General features: G+C 34.5%; 18 protein-coding genes and 1 riboswitch. Of the genes, 15 read left to right on the forward strand and 3 right to left on the reverse strand.

The window, feature by feature from the left end; translation table 11 throughout:
* The first annotated feature begins 26 nt into the window (after nt 1-26).
* From MUA87_RS06665 to xerD, 3 genes are all read left to right on the forward strand, one after another.
* Nucleotides 27-569: an NUDIX hydrolase gene (locus MUA87_RS06665; RefSeq protein ID WP_023015176.1), complete on the forward strand. Its 543-nt coding sequence runs from the start codon at nt 27-29 to the stop codon at nt 567-569.
* A gap of 105 nt (nt 570-674) precedes the next feature.
* Complete coding sequence (gene fur, locus MUA87_RS06670; protein ID WP_002480997.1) at nt 675-1,127, forward strand: ferric iron uptake transcriptional regulator; 453 nt, start codon at nt 675-677, stop codon at nt 1,125-1,127.
* A 22-nt stretch (nt 1,128-1,149) separates the two neighbouring features.
* Nucleotides 1,150-2,049, forward strand: a complete 900-nt coding sequence (gene xerD, locus MUA87_RS06675; RefSeq protein WP_002480996.1) for a site-specific tyrosine recombinase XerD — start codon at nt 1,150-1,152, stop codon at nt 2,047-2,049.
* Nucleotides 2,050-2,072: 23 nt separating this feature from the next.
* Here xerD and MUA87_RS06680 read toward each other — a convergent pair whose 3' ends face one another.
* On the reverse strand, nt 2,073-2,585 hold the full coding sequence (locus tag MUA87_RS06680; protein WP_002480995.1) for a DUF309 domain-containing protein: 513 nt from the start codon (nt 2,583-2,585) through the stop codon (nt 2,073-2,075).
* A 102-nt stretch (nt 2,586-2,687) separates the two neighbouring features.
* On the opposite strand from MUA87_RS06680, the gene MUA87_RS06685 reads away from it, so the two are divergent.
* The 6 genes from MUA87_RS06685 to MUA87_RS06710 all read left to right on the forward strand — a co-directional run bounded on the left by MUA87_RS06685 (nt 2,688) and on the right by MUA87_RS06710 (nt 8,323).
* The gene (locus tag MUA87_RS06685; protein WP_023015178.1) at nt 2,688-3,419 is read left to right on the forward strand and encodes a segregation and condensation protein A; all 732 of its coding nucleotides are present in this window, start codon (nt 2,688-2,690) and stop codon (nt 3,417-3,419) included.
* Nucleotides 3,409-3,957 carry an SMC-Scp complex subunit ScpB gene (gene scpB, locus MUA87_RS06690; RefSeq protein ID WP_057510490.1) on the forward strand — a complete coding sequence of 183 codons (549 nt, stop codon included), beginning with the start codon at nt 3,409-3,411 and terminating at the stop codon, nt 3,955-3,957. Before MUA87_RS06685 ends, scpB begins: the two co-directional genes overlap by 11 nt.
* Nucleotides 3,950-4,684 carry a pseudouridine synthase gene (locus MUA87_RS06695; RefSeq protein ID WP_023015179.1) on the forward strand — a complete coding sequence of 245 codons (735 nt, stop codon included), beginning with the start codon at nt 3,950-3,952 and terminating at the stop codon, nt 4,682-4,684. Before scpB ends, MUA87_RS06695 begins: the two co-directional genes overlap by 8 nt.
* A gap of 319 nt (nt 4,685-5,003) precedes the next feature.
* Nucleotides 5,004-5,726 carry a response regulator gene (locus tag MUA87_RS06700; protein ID WP_002480991.1) on the forward strand — a complete coding sequence of 241 codons (723 nt, stop codon included), beginning with the start codon at nt 5,004-5,006 and terminating at the stop codon, nt 5,724-5,726.
* A complete protein-coding gene (locus tag MUA87_RS06705; RefSeq protein WP_002480990.1) occupies nt 5,710-7,467 on the forward strand; it encodes an ATP-binding protein in 1,758 nt (585 codons plus the stop codon). Before MUA87_RS06700 ends, MUA87_RS06705 begins: the two co-directional genes overlap by 17 nt.
* A 112-nt stretch (nt 7,468-7,579) precedes the next feature.
* A riboswitch (FMN riboswitch) is annotated at nt 7,580-7,715 on the forward strand.
* 59 nt (nt 7,716-7,774) lie between these two features.
* The gene (locus tag MUA87_RS06710; protein ID WP_002480989.1) at nt 7,775-8,323 is read left to right on the forward strand and encodes an ECF transporter S component; all 549 of its coding nucleotides are present in this window, start codon (nt 7,775-7,777) and stop codon (nt 8,321-8,323) included.
* A 115-nt stretch (nt 8,324-8,438) separates the two neighbouring features.
* Here the strand turns inward: MUA87_RS06710 and MUA87_RS06715 are convergent, their stop codons facing one another.
* Nucleotides 8,439-8,687, reverse strand: a complete 249-nt coding sequence (locus tag MUA87_RS06715; protein ID WP_002480988.1) for a ferredoxin — start codon at nt 8,685-8,687, stop codon at nt 8,439-8,441.
* A 98-nt stretch (nt 8,688-8,785) separates the two neighbouring features.
* Here MUA87_RS06715 and MUA87_RS06720 point away from each other — a divergent pair, with 98 nt between their 5' ends.
* The 4 genes from MUA87_RS06720 to ypdA all read left to right on the forward strand — a co-directional run bounded on the left by MUA87_RS06720 (nt 8,786) and on the right by ypdA (nt 14,079).
* Nucleotides 8,786-9,742 carry a helix-turn-helix domain-containing protein gene (locus tag MUA87_RS06720; RefSeq protein WP_216733624.1) on the forward strand — a complete coding sequence of 319 codons (957 nt, stop codon included), beginning with the start codon at nt 8,786-8,788 and terminating at the stop codon, nt 9,740-9,742.
* Nucleotides 9,742-11,118, forward strand: coding sequence for a RecQ family ATP-dependent DNA helicase (locus tag MUA87_RS06725; protein ID WP_002480986.1), 1,377 nt, complete (start codon nt 9,742-9,744; stop codon nt 11,116-11,118). Before MUA87_RS06720 ends, MUA87_RS06725 begins: the two co-directional genes overlap by 1 nt.
* 267 nt (nt 11,119-11,385) lie before the next feature.
* The gene (locus tag MUA87_RS06730; protein WP_449452786.1) at nt 11,386-12,939 is read left to right on the forward strand and encodes a LysM peptidoglycan-binding domain-containing protein; all 1,554 of its coding nucleotides are present in this window, start codon (nt 11,386-11,388) and stop codon (nt 12,937-12,939) included.
* A 153-nt stretch (nt 12,940-13,092) separates the two neighbouring features.
* Nucleotides 13,093-14,079: a bacillithiol disulfide reductase YpdA gene (gene ypdA / locus MUA87_RS06735; protein ID WP_002480984.1), complete on the forward strand. Its 987-nt coding sequence runs from the start codon at nt 13,093-13,095 to the stop codon at nt 14,077-14,079.
* Nucleotides 14,080-14,140: 61 nt separating this feature from the next.
* On the opposite strand, the gene MUA87_RS06740 is transcribed toward ypdA, so the two are convergent.
* Nucleotides 14,141-15,115 carry an asparaginase gene (locus tag MUA87_RS06740; RefSeq protein WP_105967085.1) on the reverse strand — a complete coding sequence of 325 codons (975 nt, stop codon included), beginning with the start codon at nt 15,113-15,115 and terminating at the stop codon, nt 14,141-14,143.
* A 78-nt stretch (nt 15,116-15,193) separates the two neighbouring features.
* Here MUA87_RS06740 and cmk point away from each other — a divergent pair, with 78 nt between their 5' ends.
* Both cmk and rpsA read left to right on the forward strand, forming a co-directional pair.
* Nucleotides 15,194-15,865 (forward strand): (d)CMP kinase, encoded by a 672-nt coding sequence (cmk, locus tag MUA87_RS06745; RefSeq protein WP_002480982.1) that lies wholly within the window; start codon nt 15,194-15,196, stop codon nt 15,863-15,865.
* 292 nt (nt 15,866-16,157) lie between these two features.
* Nucleotides 16,158-17,348 carry a 30S ribosomal protein S1 gene (gene rpsA / locus MUA87_RS06750; protein WP_023015187.1) on the forward strand — a complete coding sequence of 397 codons (1,191 nt, stop codon included), beginning with the start codon at nt 16,158-16,160 and terminating at the stop codon, nt 17,346-17,348.
* Nucleotides 17,349-17,496: the final 148 nt, after the last annotated feature.

The following is a 17,496-nucleotide window of genomic DNA, read 5'->3' on the forward strand; positions in this document are numbered from 1 at the left end:
ATATAGTTAAAAGGAACGTGATTCAAATGGATTTAACAGAGAAAACATTAAATAAACAAACTATCTACAAAGGTAAAATTATTGAAGTAGATGTAGATGAAGTACAATTACCAAATGGCAAGACTTCAAAACGTGAAATTGTTAATCACACAGGTGCAGTTGCAGTATGTGCATTAACTAACGAAAACAAAGTAGTTTTCGTTAAACAATATCGTAAACCGATTGAACAAGTATTGTTAGAAATCCCAGCAGGCAAGTTAGAAAAAGGGGAAGAACCAAAATCAGCAGCTTTACGAGAATTAGAGGAAGAAACAGGTTATAAAGCGAATAGTTTAGAATTAATTGCTGATATTTATACCTCTCCTGGATTCGCAAATGAGAAAATCGCTATTTATTTCACTGACGATTTAGTAAAAGGCGAGGTCCATCTAGACCCAGATGAATTTGTTGAACAAGTAGAGTTGAGTCTCGATGAAATCAATGATTTAGTACAAAATCATAAAATTGAAGATGCCAAAACTTTAATCGCGTTACAACACGTATTATCACATTATAATCATTCTAAATAACAAATGAGAATGTGTTGCAATTTGCCTCAAATACTGGTAATTTATAAATGAGTCATTAAGTTACATTACAATGATAATAATTATTAGTAGAGGAGTGAGGCTTCCGTGGAAGAACGTTTAAAACGCGTGAAGCAACAGTTACAAAAATCATCCTACAAATTAACTCCACAACGTGAAGCAACGTTAAGAGTGCTTATTGAAAACGAAGAAGATCATCTCAGTGCAGAAGATGTCTATTTAAAAGTAAAAGACAAAGCACCAGAAATTGGTTTAGCAACTGTCTATCGTACTTTAGAACTGCTTGCTGAACTTAAAATCGTCGATAAAATCAACTTTGGCGATGGCGTTTCACGTTTCGACTTGAAAAAAGAAGGCGAAAAGCACTTCCATCACCATCTTGTATGTATGGAATGTGGTAAAGTTGAAGAAATTGTCGAAGACTTATTGCCAAAAGTCGAAGAAAGAGTAGAATCTGAATTTCATTTCAAAATTTTAGACCACCGTTTGACATTTCATGGTATTTGTCGTGAGTGCCAACAAAAGAAAAAAGAGAGTTAGTTTAGGTTAGAAGGTGAACGGATTGGAAACGAATTTTCAAAATATTATTGAGGAATATTTAAAGTTCATCCAAATTGAAAAAGGTTTAAGTGTTAACACCATTGGCGCCTATCGTCGTGATTTAAATAAATATAAAGCCTATTTAGAATTAAAAAAGGTTAAACATATAGATTTTATTGATAGAGAAACGATTCAACAATGTTTAGGATATTTACACGATGAGGGTCATTCCGCAAAATCAATCGCACGCTTTATCTCCACTGTTCGAAGCTTCCATCAATTTGCGCTCAGAGAACGCTATGCCGCAAAAGACCCGACAGTTTTAATTGAAACTCCGAAATATGAACGCAGATTACCAGATGTGTTAGATGTCGATGATGTTTTAGCGTTGTTAGAAACGCCGAATTTAGGAAAAAACAACGGCTATCGTGACAGAACTATTCTAGAGCTTCTTTATGCAACGGGTATGCGTGTAACAGAGTTGATTCATGTCAGAGTCGAGGATGTCAATCTGATTATGGGCTTTGTCCGCGTATTCGGTAAAGGAAGCAAAGAGCGGATTATCCCTTTAGGTGAAACGGTGATTGATTATTTGAAAAAGTATATCGAAACTGTTCGTCCGCAATTATTAAAGCGTACAGTTACGGACGTACTCTTTTTAAATATGCACGGCAAACCTTTATCACGACAAGGAATATGGAAACTCATTAAACAATACGGTGTCCAAGCCAATATATCTAAAAAGCTGACACCCCATTCATTACGTCATTCATTTGCGACACATTTACTAGAAAATGGGGCAGATTTAAGAGCAGTTCAAGAGATGTTAGGACATTCTGATATTTCAACTACACAACTTTATACGCATGTTTCGAAATCTCAAATCAGAAAAATGTACAACGAATTCCATCCACGTGCATGAGCCATGATCATTTGGTTCATGCACTATTTTTTATGTTTCAATTGGTTTTGTTTTAATGCTTCTAATCTTGCTTGTTCAACTTCATGACGATCTCTTAACAAGTGATGGTCGCAGATATAAGGAAGTGTATTAATTTGATGCATAATTGCATAATCAGGATAAATGCGTTTGATTTGTTTTTTCATTGTTGATAGTAAAGGTAATTCTACTGGTTTAAATAGTAGCTCCTGATTAGTACTTTCAATTAACTCACGTAATAACATTAGATAACTTCTGCTTTCTAATCCTAATTGATCTAATTTAGCATAATTCGCATGAGCAACTCGATAAGCACGATTAAATAATGTATGTGCACCTTTATAATTTGCGCGTCTATAGTGATAGCATCCGGTCGCACACAAAATTAAACTCACAACAGCGTCTTGTTTCGTGAAATGAGATTGAGCTTTCCATGCGTCTTCTAAAATATCATGGCACAAAAAATAATGTTGTTTAGTGTGGAACTGATAGTAAAACTCGATTAATGCTTGTTTCATCTGTTAAGCGCTCCTTGTTTCTCGTTTAATTCTTATAATGATTGATGTATAATATTGTACTGAATGACAAATGCGACTTGCAATTAAAGGAGATACAAATGGATGTACGAAGTTAAACTAGATGCTTTTAATGGGCCGCTCGATTTATTATTACACTTGATACATAAATATGAAATTGATATTTATGATATTCCCATGAAAGCTTTAACCGAACAATATATGAATTATATTCATGCGATGAAACAATTAGAAATTAATATTGCAAGTGAATACCTAGTTGTAGCATCAGAGCTGCTTATGATTAAAAGCAAAATGTTATTGCCGCAACAACCAGATCTAGAAGATGAAGACTTAGACGATCCTCGTGAAGATCTAGTAGGAAGATTAATAGAATATCAAAACTACAAAGAATATACTGAATTTCTAAATGAAATGAAAGTTCAAAGGGAACAGTACTATAGTAAACATCCAACTGACTTAAGTCATTTAGAAACTGCAGAATTATGGGATGAAAACCATACGATTGACCTGACTGAATTAATTATGGCGTATCAACGTATCAAGACTAGAGCTTCATTTGACACGCCGAGACAAGTTACTATCCAAAAAGAAACATTTACGATTGAACAAGCGTCAACACAAGTGTCTGAACGTTTGGCAAAAGCAACGTCATTTAATTTCTTCAGTTTGTTCACTTTTAAAGAGACAACAGAGCATGTCGTTACACATTTTCTAGCAATTTTAGAATTGTCTAAATCAGGCATTATTCAAATTACACAAGATAAAGAATTCGCAGACATTAATATAACTCGAGGTGTAAATTATGGCGCTTAAGCAAATCGGAATATTAGAAGGTTTATTATATACAGCAGGGGATGAGGGGTTAGAAATAACTCAGCTGCAAGACATATTAGATATCTCTGAGGAAGAATTGCTTGCATTAGTAGCTGACTATGAATCACCCGGACTCATGATTCATCAATATGGAAACACATTAGTTCTGACAACTAAACAAGCATTAGCTGATTATATCGAACAACTTGTGAAGCAACAATCTAATATGAAACTGTCTCAAGCAGCCATGGAAGTCCTTTCAATCATTGCTTACAACCAACCTGTCACAAGAAGTGATATTGAAGTCATACGAGGAATTAATTCTGATGGTGCTGCCAAAACATTGATTGCTAGAGGGTTAATCGAAGCTAAAGATGAAGACAATTCAAGAAGCCAACAATTATATACTACGCCGCTATTCTTAAATGTATTCGGCATGAAAAATATAGATGAATTACCAACGACCGAAGAAGAGGAAGAAGAAATAGAATCATTCTTCAACAATTTAATTAACCAAAAAGGAGATAATAATGAGTAAAGAATTAGAGAGATTACAAAAACGTATCGCAAATAGCGGTTATACGTCTAGAAGAAAAGCAGAAACATTAATTACAGAAGGTAAAGTTAAAGTGAACGGGGAAACTGTAACTGAATTAGGTACTAAAGTAAAACCTTCAGATAATGTTGAAGTTGAAGGCGTTAAATTAGAACAAGAAGACAAACTTTATATTTTATTCTACAAACCAGCACAAGTTATCACAAGTGTATCTGATGATCGAGGCAGAACAGTCGTAACTGATTATTTCGAAGACTTAGAAACACGTATTTATCCAGTTGGCCGTTTAGACTACGATACATCTGGATTGCTTATCTTAACTAATGATGGCGAGTTTACAAACTTAATGACACATCCTCGTTATAAAATTAAAAAGAAATATGTAGCTAAATTAAAAGGTTATTTGATGCGCGATGAAGTGAAACAACTTGAAAAAGGAATTCAATTAGAAGACGGAAAAACACATCCAGCAGAAGTTAAAATTAAAAATCAAGATAAAGAAAAAAATACAACACTTGTTGAAATTACAATTTCAGAAGGTAGAAATCGACAAGTACGTCGTATGTTCGAACATTTCGGTCATGAAGTAACAAAATTGACGCGTATTGAAATGGGTGGTCTGACATTAAAAGGCTTGAACGCTGGAGAAGGACGTGTCTTAACGCCACATGAAGTAAAAAAACTTCGCAATTTAGCCGCAAATGGTTAAAACTTGTAGCAACAGCATAAAAGTTTGTGAAATTATGCACAAATTATGTTAATCTATTTTTATTCACAAGGTTACAATTAACTTGTTGATATATGCTTATGTTATAATATGCTTTGTAGTGAAAAATCGTCTTTTTTTACAACCTTTATATATAATAAAAATACGAAGACGATACTCAAATTATTAAATCCGAGAAAGTTATGACAGATATTTTATCAATACAGGAAATCATTCATGATGTTTATGATGTTTTAGGACTTGTCTGTCTATCTTATTGGACAACTATTGTTGAATGCTCATATGGGAGGTACATAAAATTATGACAAAAATTCTTGTCGTTGATGATGAAGAAAGAATTCGCAGACTATTAAAATTATATTTAGAACGAGAATCTTTTGATATCGAAGAAGCTCGAGACGGCAAAGAAGCATTAGATTTAGCTTTAAATCATGACTATGCTTGTATCTTGTTAGACTTGATGCTTCCCGAAATCGATGGTATTGAAGTTGCAAACCGTTTGAGAGAGTACAAAGAAACTCCAATCATTATGTTAACTGCAAAAGGGGAAGAAACGAACCGTGTAGAAGGATTTGAATCAGGTGCAGATGATTATATCGTCAAACCATTCTCTCCAAGAGAAGTCGTACTTAGAGTAAAAGCTTTATTACGACGCACGCTAACAGCAACTTCAGATCAAAATGAACCACATGCTAGAGATTTAATCGAATTTAAGCATTTGGTTATTGATAATGATGCACACCGTGTACTTGCAGATGGTACACAAGTCAATTTAACACCTAAAGAATACGAATTATTAATTTTCTTAGCGAAAACACCTAACAAAGTATTCGACCGTGAACAATTATTAAAAGATGTTTGGCATTATGAGTTCTATGGAGACTTGCGTACTGTAGATACTCATGTTAAACGACTCAGAGAAAAATTAAACCGTGTCTCAAAAGATGCAGCTCAAATGATTCAAACTGTATGGGGCGTTGGTTATAAATTTGAGGTCGACAACAACGATGAAACGACTCAATAATGTCGTCATAAAACTGTGGTTAACTATTATTTTAATAGTAACGACAGTTTTAATTTTACTTAGTGCTGCATTAATCACATTCATCCAACAGTATTATACGCAAGATACTGAACATTCTTTAGTCAACGATGCACATCGTATCAGTAATCTGCTAGAGGAGTCAGATAATAAATCATTAGCTATCAAACATAGTAAAATGCTTATCGAAGGCCCAAGCGGTTTGATTATAATGAAAAATAAAAAGGATGAATATTATAACTCACATTCAAAATTCAAAGAACAAATGATGGATGTGATTCAAAAAGATAAAGACTTTGCGCAAGTATTTGACAATAAACAAAAAGCATCTGAACATATTAAAATGACTGTTGATGGTCAAAAACATACGTATGTTTTAGTAGGATATCCAACAAAAGTTGATAACACACATCCTAATGGTGCAGTCTTTATTTACCAAGACCTAAAAAGCATCGATGATACAAATAATGTTATTACCATTATCATACTTGTTACAGCGGTTATTTTCTTAATCGTGACCACTGTATTCGCATTCTTCTTATCATCACGAATCACAAAACCGCTTCGCCAACTCAGAACCCAAGCAACCGGCGTTTCTAAAGGCAATTATTCTTTAGTGAACGATATTCATACAAAAGATGAAATAGGTGAACTCGCACACTCATTCAACCTGATGAGCAATGAAATCCAACGTCATATTGATGAAATCTCAGCTTCTAAAAATATTAGAGAAAGTTTAATCAATTCGATGGTTGAAGGTGTATTGGGTATTAATGAAAATAGGGAAATCATCCTATCTAACCAACTCGCTCAGCAAATGGAAAATGAGCTTGATGGAGAAAACAAAGCATTATTCGTTGAACAAATGAATAATACTTTCACAGATAAGGAAACACAGTTTGAAGAATATGAAGTCAATAACCGTTATTATGTGGTAATTATGAGTTATATTGATCAATTCCAACCAAACGGCAGCAGTGGTATTGTCGCAATCATTCGAGATATGACAAATGAACACAAACTGGATCAAATGAAAAAAGACTTTATTGCGACAGTTTCACATGAACTCAGAACACCAATTGCCTTATTGCAAGGTTATACGGAATCGATTGTAGACGGTGTAGTTTCAGAACCTGAAGAAATTAGAGATTCGCTTTCTATTGTCTTAGATGAGACACAACGTTTGAATCGATTAGTCAATGAGTTGTTAAATGTTGCGAGAATGGATGCTGAAGGCTTATCTATTCACAAAGAAGTGCAACCTATCAGCCAATTGCTTGATCGCATGCAGTTGAAATATCGTCAACAAGCAAGTGAATTAGAAATTGATATAGATCTCGCGCCAGAGACACACAACCAATTATGGTTCTATGATTCGGATCGAATGGAACAAGTACTTACAAACCTAGTCGATAATGCGACAAGATATACTGGTCCTGGAGATTCCATTAAAATCACAACTGGCGAAGATGATAATTACGATATTTTATATATCTCAGATACTGGCAGTGGTATTGCACCTGAACATGTAGAATTAGTTTTCGATAGATTCTATAAAGTAGATGCTTCTAGAAAACGCGGCAAAGAGGGAACAGGACTTGGTCTATTCATCAGTCGTATGATTATTGAAGCACAAGAAGGTACAATTAATTTAACGAGTGAATTAGGTAAAGGCACGACTTTCATTATTAAATTACCAAAACCACATCATCATGAAGCATAATCATTTAACTTGGGCGAAACGCCCAAGTTTTTTTATTTTCCTAGTTAAGCAATCGGATTGAACTTTTAAGATAAATCGGCTACAATAAATAGGAAAATAAAATATTAATGAAATTCATCTTCGGGGTCGGGTGCAATTCCCAACCGGCAGTAATTTAAGCCTGCGACCTGTATTTATCGATTGATAGATATGGCTGATCTAGTGAGATTCTAGAGCCGACAGTATAGTCTGGATGGGAGAAGATGGAGGGTTTATTTGTTGTGCAATGAAATCCTCCTATTCACGTAGATGAATGGAAGGAGCCTTTATGAATCAACAAAACAACAAACGTTTCATCGTCATAAGTATGTTGAGTGCAATTGCTTTTATTTTGATGTTTATCAAATTTCCTTTACCATTTTTGCCTCCGTACTTAACTTTAGATTTTAGTGATGTACCTGCTTTATTAGCAACCTTTATTTTTGGACCTATAGCAGGCATCATCGTCGAATTGATTAAAAACTTATTGAATTTCTTATTTAACATGGGAGATCCAATTGGGCCTTTAGCAAACTTTGTAGCAGCAGTAAGTTTATTATTAACTGCGTACTATGTCAGCAAAGCGGTTAAAAGCCGCTTCAATATCATCATTGGCCTCATTGTAGGTACAATCGTCATGACATTGGTATTAAGTGTTTTAAACTACTTCGTATTATTACCGCTTTACGGTATGATTATGAACTTAAGCGATGTCATGAAAAACTTAAAAATCATAATAGTATCTGGTATTATACCGTTCAATATTATTAAAGGTATCGTAGTATCTATCGTTTTCTTATTGTTATATAAACGATTAAAGAAAGCACTGCGTTATTAATAACAAACTAAAAAACCCCCGGAAATATTTTTCCGGGGGATTTTTTAAGACATCATCTGTCTTGTTTTATCAATCTATGTTGAGCGAAGACAGCCAACTGGTCTCACGATTGATACTATTCGAATTTTAATGCATCACCATCAAACGGTTCGTCTGCAATTTTAATAGAATCTGTTGGGCAACCTTCGTCTGCATCTTCTAAGTCTTCGTATAATTCTTCTGGAACAGGCGCTGTCCCTTCATTATCATCTAAGATAACATAAGCAATACCTTCATCATCATAATCATAAATGTCAGGTGCTGCAGCACCGCATGCGCCGCAAGCAATGCATGTATCCATATCTACAATCGTATATTTAGCCAATTTACTTCGCCTCCTTCTCTAAAAATGCTACACTGATAACGTAATTTATATTTTAACACCAGTTTATCTTTTTTCAATACTATAAGTCATAGGTGATGATGGATTTGAACGAAATAATTCAATACATAAAAAAACATGCATTTCATTATAAAACTGACAAAAGTATCTACAATATACTGATTGGTGCTAAAACGCATCAAACCTACTTTGATGCATGTAGCCAACAACTTTTATCATTATATCATAGTCAACCTGATTTAAAATATACGTCATTCGAACGAATCTATCATCAGAATAACGAAGATTTATCATCAATTCCGTTAAAAGTTTCAACACGTTATACCTTTGAAAGTATCCAACAGACTTTTCAAGTTTTGCAGTTGTTAATACAAACCATTTCATTCAAACAACATCACACGCTTTCTTTTATACCCGTTTCAGAAATCAGTAAAGTACAAAAGCGAGTAAAAACTATTTATTTTAAGCTTGAAGCACAGCAAAGCTTAGATGCATTTAAAACAGAGATATATCAGCTTTTCGAACTATTAAACCAAGCACAGCCGCGTTCTATATTGCATTATTTCTTACAAGGTTATGATGAAGTCATGTATACGAACCAACAAGTCAGCTTAATCGAAAATTTAAAAATGTCAGAGTTAGCCATCATTAAAATGAATGATTTAGTCGAGATGATGCATTTATTGGAAGATCAAGAGACTTTTCCTACCTTGCACCAAGCTATTATCTTACCTGCGCTTTCTATCAATACTAAAGATACATTAAAGTTAGTAAATGACGGTTTATCGTTAGAAGCAATTGCACAAAAAGAAGGCGTAAAATTAAATACAATTGAAGACCATATCATTGAGCTATATATTAAAGGATATTTTACTGATTACAGCTTGTATTTGGATAAGGAAGATTTAAATGAATTTAAAACATTTTATATTGACCGCCAAGAAGAACGATTACGAAATTTTAAGGCAGCGTTTCCTAATATGAGCTATTTCGAAATTAAACTTGCGATTACCATATTAGCGAGGGAGGGGATTTGATGCTGGAAGAAGCTTTAAAAAAATGGTTTGGCTTTGATTCATTTAAAGAAGGTCAAAAACCTATTATCGAAAATGTATTGAATCATCAGCACACTTTAGGCATTTTACCTACTGGTAGTGGTAAAAGTTTGTGCTATCAACTGCCGACTTATATTAAACAAAAACCCACACTTATCATTTCTCCTCTAATTTCATTAATGGATGATCAAGTTATGCAGATGCGAAAGAACGGAGAGCGTTCTGTCAGTTACATTCACTCTGGTATGAGTTATGAAGAAAAGATGAAGAATTTAAAACAATTGAAATCATCAAAGTTTATCTTTTTAAGTCCTGAATTCATCTTGCATCAAGATAATATTAAATGGATTGATTCGATAGATTTAGGTATGATTGTGCTTGATGAAGCACACTGTATTACAGAGTGGGGTTATGATTTCAGACCGCATTACGCGTTAATTGGCAGAATCACTAAAAAATTTCCAAAAGCGACATTGCTCGCACTGACTGCGACTGCACCATTACATTTACAAGAGGATATAGAAGATATCGTACAGACAAAATTGAAGGTGGTCAAAACCAAAATGAGCAGAGATAATATTATGTTATCTCATCTCAACTTTGAAAATAACGCCGAGAAAAATGAATGGTTAAAATCTTTCATAGAACATTCAGGACCAACTATTATTTATGTATCTTCAAAGAAAAAGTGTAGGGAACTAGCGCAAATGATTTATGATGAAGGTTACCTTACCGGCATATACCATGGTGATTTATCATATCAAGAAAGACAAACTGTACAACAACAATTCATACAAAATAAAATTCCTATGATTGTCGCAACAAGTGCATTTGGCATGGGAATTAACAAACCTGATATCCGCACAGTCATTCATTATCATTTACCGGTCAGCCCTTCAAGTTACCTTCAAGAAATTGGTCGTGCCGGAAGGGATGGACAACTTAGCCAAGCTATCAGTCTTTATCAACCAGACGACTATTTCTTATTAGAAACTATTCTTTTTGCGGATATCATAACTGAAGCTGATATTGATGCATTTGATCAAGGTGCCAACTTACCTGAACAAAAGGCAGAAATTCTTGATGTTTTAGCAACTCAATATACAATCGAACAAATAAAAACGATTTTCTCAATCTCAGAACAACGCAAAAAAGAAGGGTTATTAACCATGATGGGATACAAAAACTTAACAACTTGCAGACGTCATTATTTAATGTCATATTTCGGAGAAACGATCACTCCGACAGAAAAATGTTGTGACAATGATAATACAATTCAACCTATAAATGTATTAAATAAAAAGAAAGTCGCAAGAAAAATGGATTATTTAGAAAAATTAAACCAAATATTTACTTAATATTAATCATTATCCTTTGATTTAATGTTATGGTTAGTGAATAACCACTTACATCCTAGAGATATTAGTAGAAATAATATAAACTTGTGACAACGTAGTTAAATGGATACTTTATTTTGAAAAACAAGTTGCAGATAGGGTATAATTCTCTTTGCTTAGTATGTATTGCAAGTTATAATTAACTTACAAGATGTGTTTTTCAACCTCTTCATTTAGGGTATGAACACTACATATGTAAATAAAAATATTTTTAATATAGAAAGGATGATGACGTTGTCAAACAACAATTTCAAAGATGATTTTGAACGCAACCGTCAATCGATTGATCCTAAACCATCTCATAAAAAGCCTGATCATTTAGACGAGTCAGTTGACACAGAAACAAATCATCAAGAAGAACCTATAAAAGAAAAGCAGGAACAACATTTCCCACCGAGAAACGCGCATAAAAGACGTCAAAGAAGACGTGCTACTGCAACACATCAACGTGAAGAAAAAACAGAAAAACCAAATGACTTACATAGCCAAGAAGAAGAACCAACGAAAAAAGAGTCAAAAGGTCATATTTCTGAAACTGTAAAAGGTCAACAAAACGGCAAGAAAAAAGATGCAGGTACAGCAGCAGGCAGTGTTGGCGGCGGTATTATCGGTAAAGATTTAGAAAAAAATCATGAAAAAGCTTCTGAAACTAAAGAAGATAAGAAAGATAAGGATATCAAAAAAGAAGAACCCACAAATACTGAAAAAGACAACTCTGGTAAAAAAGCTGCAGCTGCTGGTGCAGCTGGTGTAGCTGGAGGCGCTGCTGCTGGTAAAGCTGCTCAAAAACATTCTGATAAGAAAAAAGATGAAAAACAAAAAACTGAAGAGCAACCTAAAGAGAAAGACACAACAAAAAAAGACAACTCTGGTAAAAAAGCTGCTGCTGCCGGTGCAGCTGGTGTAGCTGGAGGCGTTGCTGCTGGTAAAGCCGCTCAAAAACATTCTGATAAGAAAAAGGCCGAAAAACAAAAAGCTGATGAACAACCTAAAGAGAAAGACACTGCGAAAAAAGACAACTCTGGTAAAAAAGCTGCAGCTGCCGGTGCGGCTGGTGTAGCTGGAGGCGCTGCTGCAAGCAAATCAGCGCATGCAGGTACTGGAAACGGAGGCGCAGGTAATGGCGGTTCTGGCAATGGTAGTTCCGGAAACGGCAGTGCTGGCAATGACGGAGAACCTCCTAAAAAGAATAAAGGCGGATTAAAAAAATTACTTCCTTTACTTTTAGGCTTATTATTAATCGCAGCTATCGCAATTTTTGCTGGTTTAGCATTAACAGAACAAGGCAGTCATAAAGCACAAGACGACAACAAAGTTGCACAAAAATCGGATAAAGACAAAAATAAAGATAAAAATGAAGATAAAGATAAAAAAGCAGCAGACAAAAACAAAGATAAAAAATCTGATAAAGCAAAACACGATCATTCTAAACATCATGCCGCTTCAGATTCAGAAGCAACTGACGAATCACAAGCACAAGATCAAGACCAAAATGCTTATGATCAACAACAAAACGCTGCACAAAACCAAAACGGTCAATATAATCAAAATCAGCAAGGTCAACAAAACAATCAATACAACCAAAACCAACAAGCGCAACAAGCACAACAACATAATCAAGGTGGCCAAACACATACAGTATACGGTAAAGAAAACTTATATAGAATTGCAATCCAATATTATGGTGAAGGTACACCAGAAAATGTTGAAAAAATCAAACGTGCAAATGGTTTAAGCAACAATAATATTTCAAATGGACAACAACTAGTTATTCCACAATAATGATAGTAGCCTCACTACAAAATGGTAGTGAGGTTTTTTCTTTCATTAATGCTTCACAATTTCTAATCTTTCTTAGATGAAAAAAGATGAATACCTTTTAAAAATTTGTATGACTGATATAATATTAGGGGTGTGAAGAAGGAGGTCAACTGTATGCAAACAGTAGAAAGTATCATTATCGGCGGCGGACCTTGTGGGTTAAGTGCTGCGATTGAACAAAAGAAAAAAGGAATTGAAACATTAGTAATAGAAAAAGGGAATGTTGTAGAGTCTATTTATAATTACCCTACGCATCAAACATTCTTTTCTTCTAGTGATAAATTAAGTATCGGCGATGTACCATTCATCGTTGAAGAGTATAAACCAAGAAGAAATCAAGCGTTGGTGTACTATAGAGAAGTTGTTAAGTATCATCAATTAAATATTCATGCATTTGAAGAAGTGCTTACAGTTAAAAAAATGGGTAAACGCTTCACAATTACAACAACTAAAGATACGTATCAATGTCGTTTCTTGACTGTTGCGACAGGCTATTACGGTCAACATAACGAATTGGAAGTAGAGGGTGCTAAATTGCCAAAAGTCTTCCATTACTTCAAAGAAGCACATCCTTATTTTGACCAAAACGTTGTGATTATTGGAGGTAAAAACTCAGCAGTTGATGCGGCGCTTGAACTAGAAAAAGCAGGTGCAAATGTGACAGTACTTTACCGTGGCTCAGATTATTCATCAGCAATCAAACCATGGATTTTACCTAACTTCGAATCATTAGTAAGACATGAAAAAATCGATATGCATTTTAATGCAAACGTGACTAAGATTGATGAGGATAGCCTAACATTTGAACAAGAAGGCGAATCTTATACAATTCCTAACGATTATGTCTTTGCGATGATCGGTTATCATCCAGACTATGACTTCTTACAAACGATTGGTATCGATATTAATACAAATGAATTCGGTACTGCACCTGTGTATGATAGAGAAACCTACGAAACAAATGTAGAAAATTGCTATATTGCAGGTGTTATTGCAGCTGGTAATGATGCAAATACTATTTTCATTGAAAATGGCAAGTTCCACGGTGGCATTATTGCACAAAATATTGTTGCTAAAAAACAAACACCGCTTGAATCTTAATTCAATACTCAAAAAACCGAGAAACAGTACTAGCTTCTTCTCGGTTTTTAGTTATATCCAATTATACTTGTGCATCAAAGTATGCTTTAAGTTGTTCTTTATCATAATGATTGCTCATCGCAACAAGGAGCTTAAGACGTGCTTTTTGACCATTCAAACCGTTTGAAAAGATGACGCCTCTTTGTGCTAAATCGTATCCGCCGCCTTCGTAAGCATAGATAGGACCAACAATACCGTTAAATGATCTTGATACCAGGATTACAGGAATACCTTTATCTAAACAAGCCATTAATCCTTTTAAAGCAGTAGGGGGTAAATTACCTTGCCCAAGGGCTTCAACTACAATACCGTCAACTGCTCTTTCACTGTAAAACAAGAAAATATCACTCGGCATATCCATATAAGCTTTAACAATAGGTACATCTAATTTCGGATTGATTTTATCTAAAATTTTATGTCTGTACGGTTTATGGTGAAACTGTACACTCGTTTTTGTTAATACACCTAATGGTCCATGGTTAGGACTTTGGAAAGTATTCGTATTTGATGTATGTGTTTTAGTTACATTTCGCGCAGTGTGAATTTCATCATTAAATACAACCATTACACCTTTATCAGATGAATCATCTGAAGCAGCCACACGAAGTGCTGAAATGAAATTATACAATCCATCTGAACCGATTTCGTTAGAGGAGCGCATTGCACCTGTGATTACAATAGGTTTGTCAGTTTGTGTAATTAAATCTAATAAGTATGCTGTTTCTTCTAAAGTATCTGTACCATGTGTAATTACAAAACCATCGTATTGATCATGCTTGCTGTTTTCTTCAATAACATCCCTGAGCTTAACAACATCTGCAATTGTCACATGGGGAGACGGCAGATTAATAGGATTAATCTCAGTAACGTCTGCATATTGTTTGATAATATCATGGTGCTTTGAAATGGGATTTTCTTCATTTTCTACTACTTTATTGCTTTCATCTTCAGACATACTGATTGTACCACCGGTATGCATGACTAAAATCTTTTTCAATGTCATCGCTCCTATCTCTATAATACGTTTTTATGATAAAATAAATATGAATAAACGACAAGGGAAGGTTTTCTAGATATGAGTTTAATTAATATAGCTATTGATGGCCCTGCAGCAGCGGGCAAGAGTACCATTGCACGAAAGGTTGCTGAAAGCCATTCTATGATCTATGTAGATACAGGCGCGATGTATCGTGCAATTACCTATAAATATTTAAAAGAAGGTAAACCAGAAGACTTTCAATCTCTTATTGAAAATGTAACATTAAAATTGGTTTATGATGATGTGAAAGGTCAACGTGTGTTGTTAAACGATGAAGATATTACAGATTTCTTACGTTCTAACGAAGTCACACAAAATGTTTCTTACGTAGCATCTAAAGAACCAGTTAGAACATTTGCGGTTGAAGTACAGCAACAATTAGCTGCTGAGAAAGGGATTGTGATGGATGGACGTGACATTGGCACAGTAGTGTTACCAGATGCTGAATTAAAAGTATATATGATTGCATCTGTTGATGAACGTGCTGAACGCAGACAAAAAGAAAATGAAGCAAGCGGAATTCCTTCCTCTTTAGATCAATTAAAAAAAGAAATCAAAGCACGTGATGATTACGACATGTCTCGTGAAATATCTCCATTACGTCAAGCAGATGATGCAATTACTGTGAACACAACTGGAAAATCTATCGAAGAAGTAGCTGAAGTAATTAATCAACTTATCAGTGAAACACAAAACAAGCAGTCATAATTTCAGATGTTAGGCTGATGTTAATTATATTAATTTGATTATAAAAATTCATAATCATTCTATGGCGATGCTAACAGATTCAAATAATTATGCCATACTGTGAATAATAAATGAGTTTTTGTGGTATATATTATAGTGAGAATAAATACGTACATTGGAACGTAAAAATAATACTTTTTTACTGCAGAACTTGAGAGAATTCTTCACTTTTTGTGAATAGAGGTGAATTTCTTGACAATTCTGTCAGTTTGTAAGATGTTATAATTATGTAGTGTACAAGGAGGCATACAAGATGACTGAAGAATTCAATGAATCAATGATTAATGAAATTAAAGAAGGAGATAAAATCTCTGGACAAGTCCAAAAAGTCGAAGAAAAACAAGTGATTGTTGATGTCGACGGTGGCAAATTTAGCGGTATTGTACCGATTAGTCAATTATCTACTCATCATATTGATAGCCCAAATGAGGTTGTCAAAGAAGGAGATGCGGTAGAAGCTTATGTGACTAAGGTAGAAAATGACGAAGAAAATGAAACAGGTGCATATATCCTTTCAATTCGTCAATTAGAACAAGAGAAGTCTTATCAATATTTACAAGAGAAACAAGAAAATAACGAAATTATCGAAGCAAAAGTAACTGAAGTCGTTAAAGGCGGTTTAGTTGTAGACGTAGGACAAAGAGGGTTTGTCCCAGCTTCATTAATTTCTACTGATTTCATTGAAGACTTTTCAAGCTTTGATGGACAAGTTTTAGAACTACGTGTTGAAGAACTTGATCCAGAAAATAATCGCGTCATCCTTAGCCGTAAAGCAGTTGAACAAGAGCGTAATGAAGCTAAAAAAGCTGAATTACTAGAATCTCTTAATGAAGGCGATGTAATTGAAGGTACAATCGCACGTTTAACTAACTTTGGTGCTTTCGTAGATATCGGCGGTGTTGATGGTTTAGTTCACGTATCTGAACTTTCTCACGAACACGTTGATAAACCGGAAGACGTTGTTTCAGTGGGCGAAAAAGTTAAAGTAAAAGTAAAATCTGTTGAAAGAGACTCAGAAAGAATCTCACTTTCAATTAAAGATACTTTACCAAGCCCATTCGAAAGTATTAAAGGTGAAATCCATGCGGATTCAGTTATTGAAGGTCGCGTGGTAAGATTAACTGACTTCGGCGCATTTGTAGAAATTGCTGCTGGCGTTCAAGGACTTGTTCATATTTCAGAAATCAGTCGCAAACATATCGCTAAACCTAGCGATGTACTGGCACCTAACCAAACAGTTACTGTGAAAGTACTAAGCGTTGATGAAGAAAATGAAAGAATTTCACTTTCTATCAAAGCAGCTGTACCAGCTGAAGAAGAAGTACTTCAAATCGACGATGACGAATCACGTGACTATGTTGAAGGTAAACATGAAGAAGAAGATAATGATAACCCAACATTAGGTGAAATGTTCGGCGACAAATTGAAAAACCTTAAATTTTAATAAGTAATTCGCTAACATCAGTCAAGACTGTAGTAAGTGTCCTAACTTCACACTTTACAGTCTTGACTTTTTTATTGCCTAAATTTCTTTTGCTTTAAATAAGCCATGTGATAAAATTAACTAGATATATGAAAGAGAGGAAGTTAGC

This window comes from Staphylococcus simulans (assembly GCF_025561465.1).
Lineage (GTDB): Bacteria > Bacillota > Bacilli > Staphylococcales > Staphylococcaceae > Staphylococcus > Staphylococcus simulans.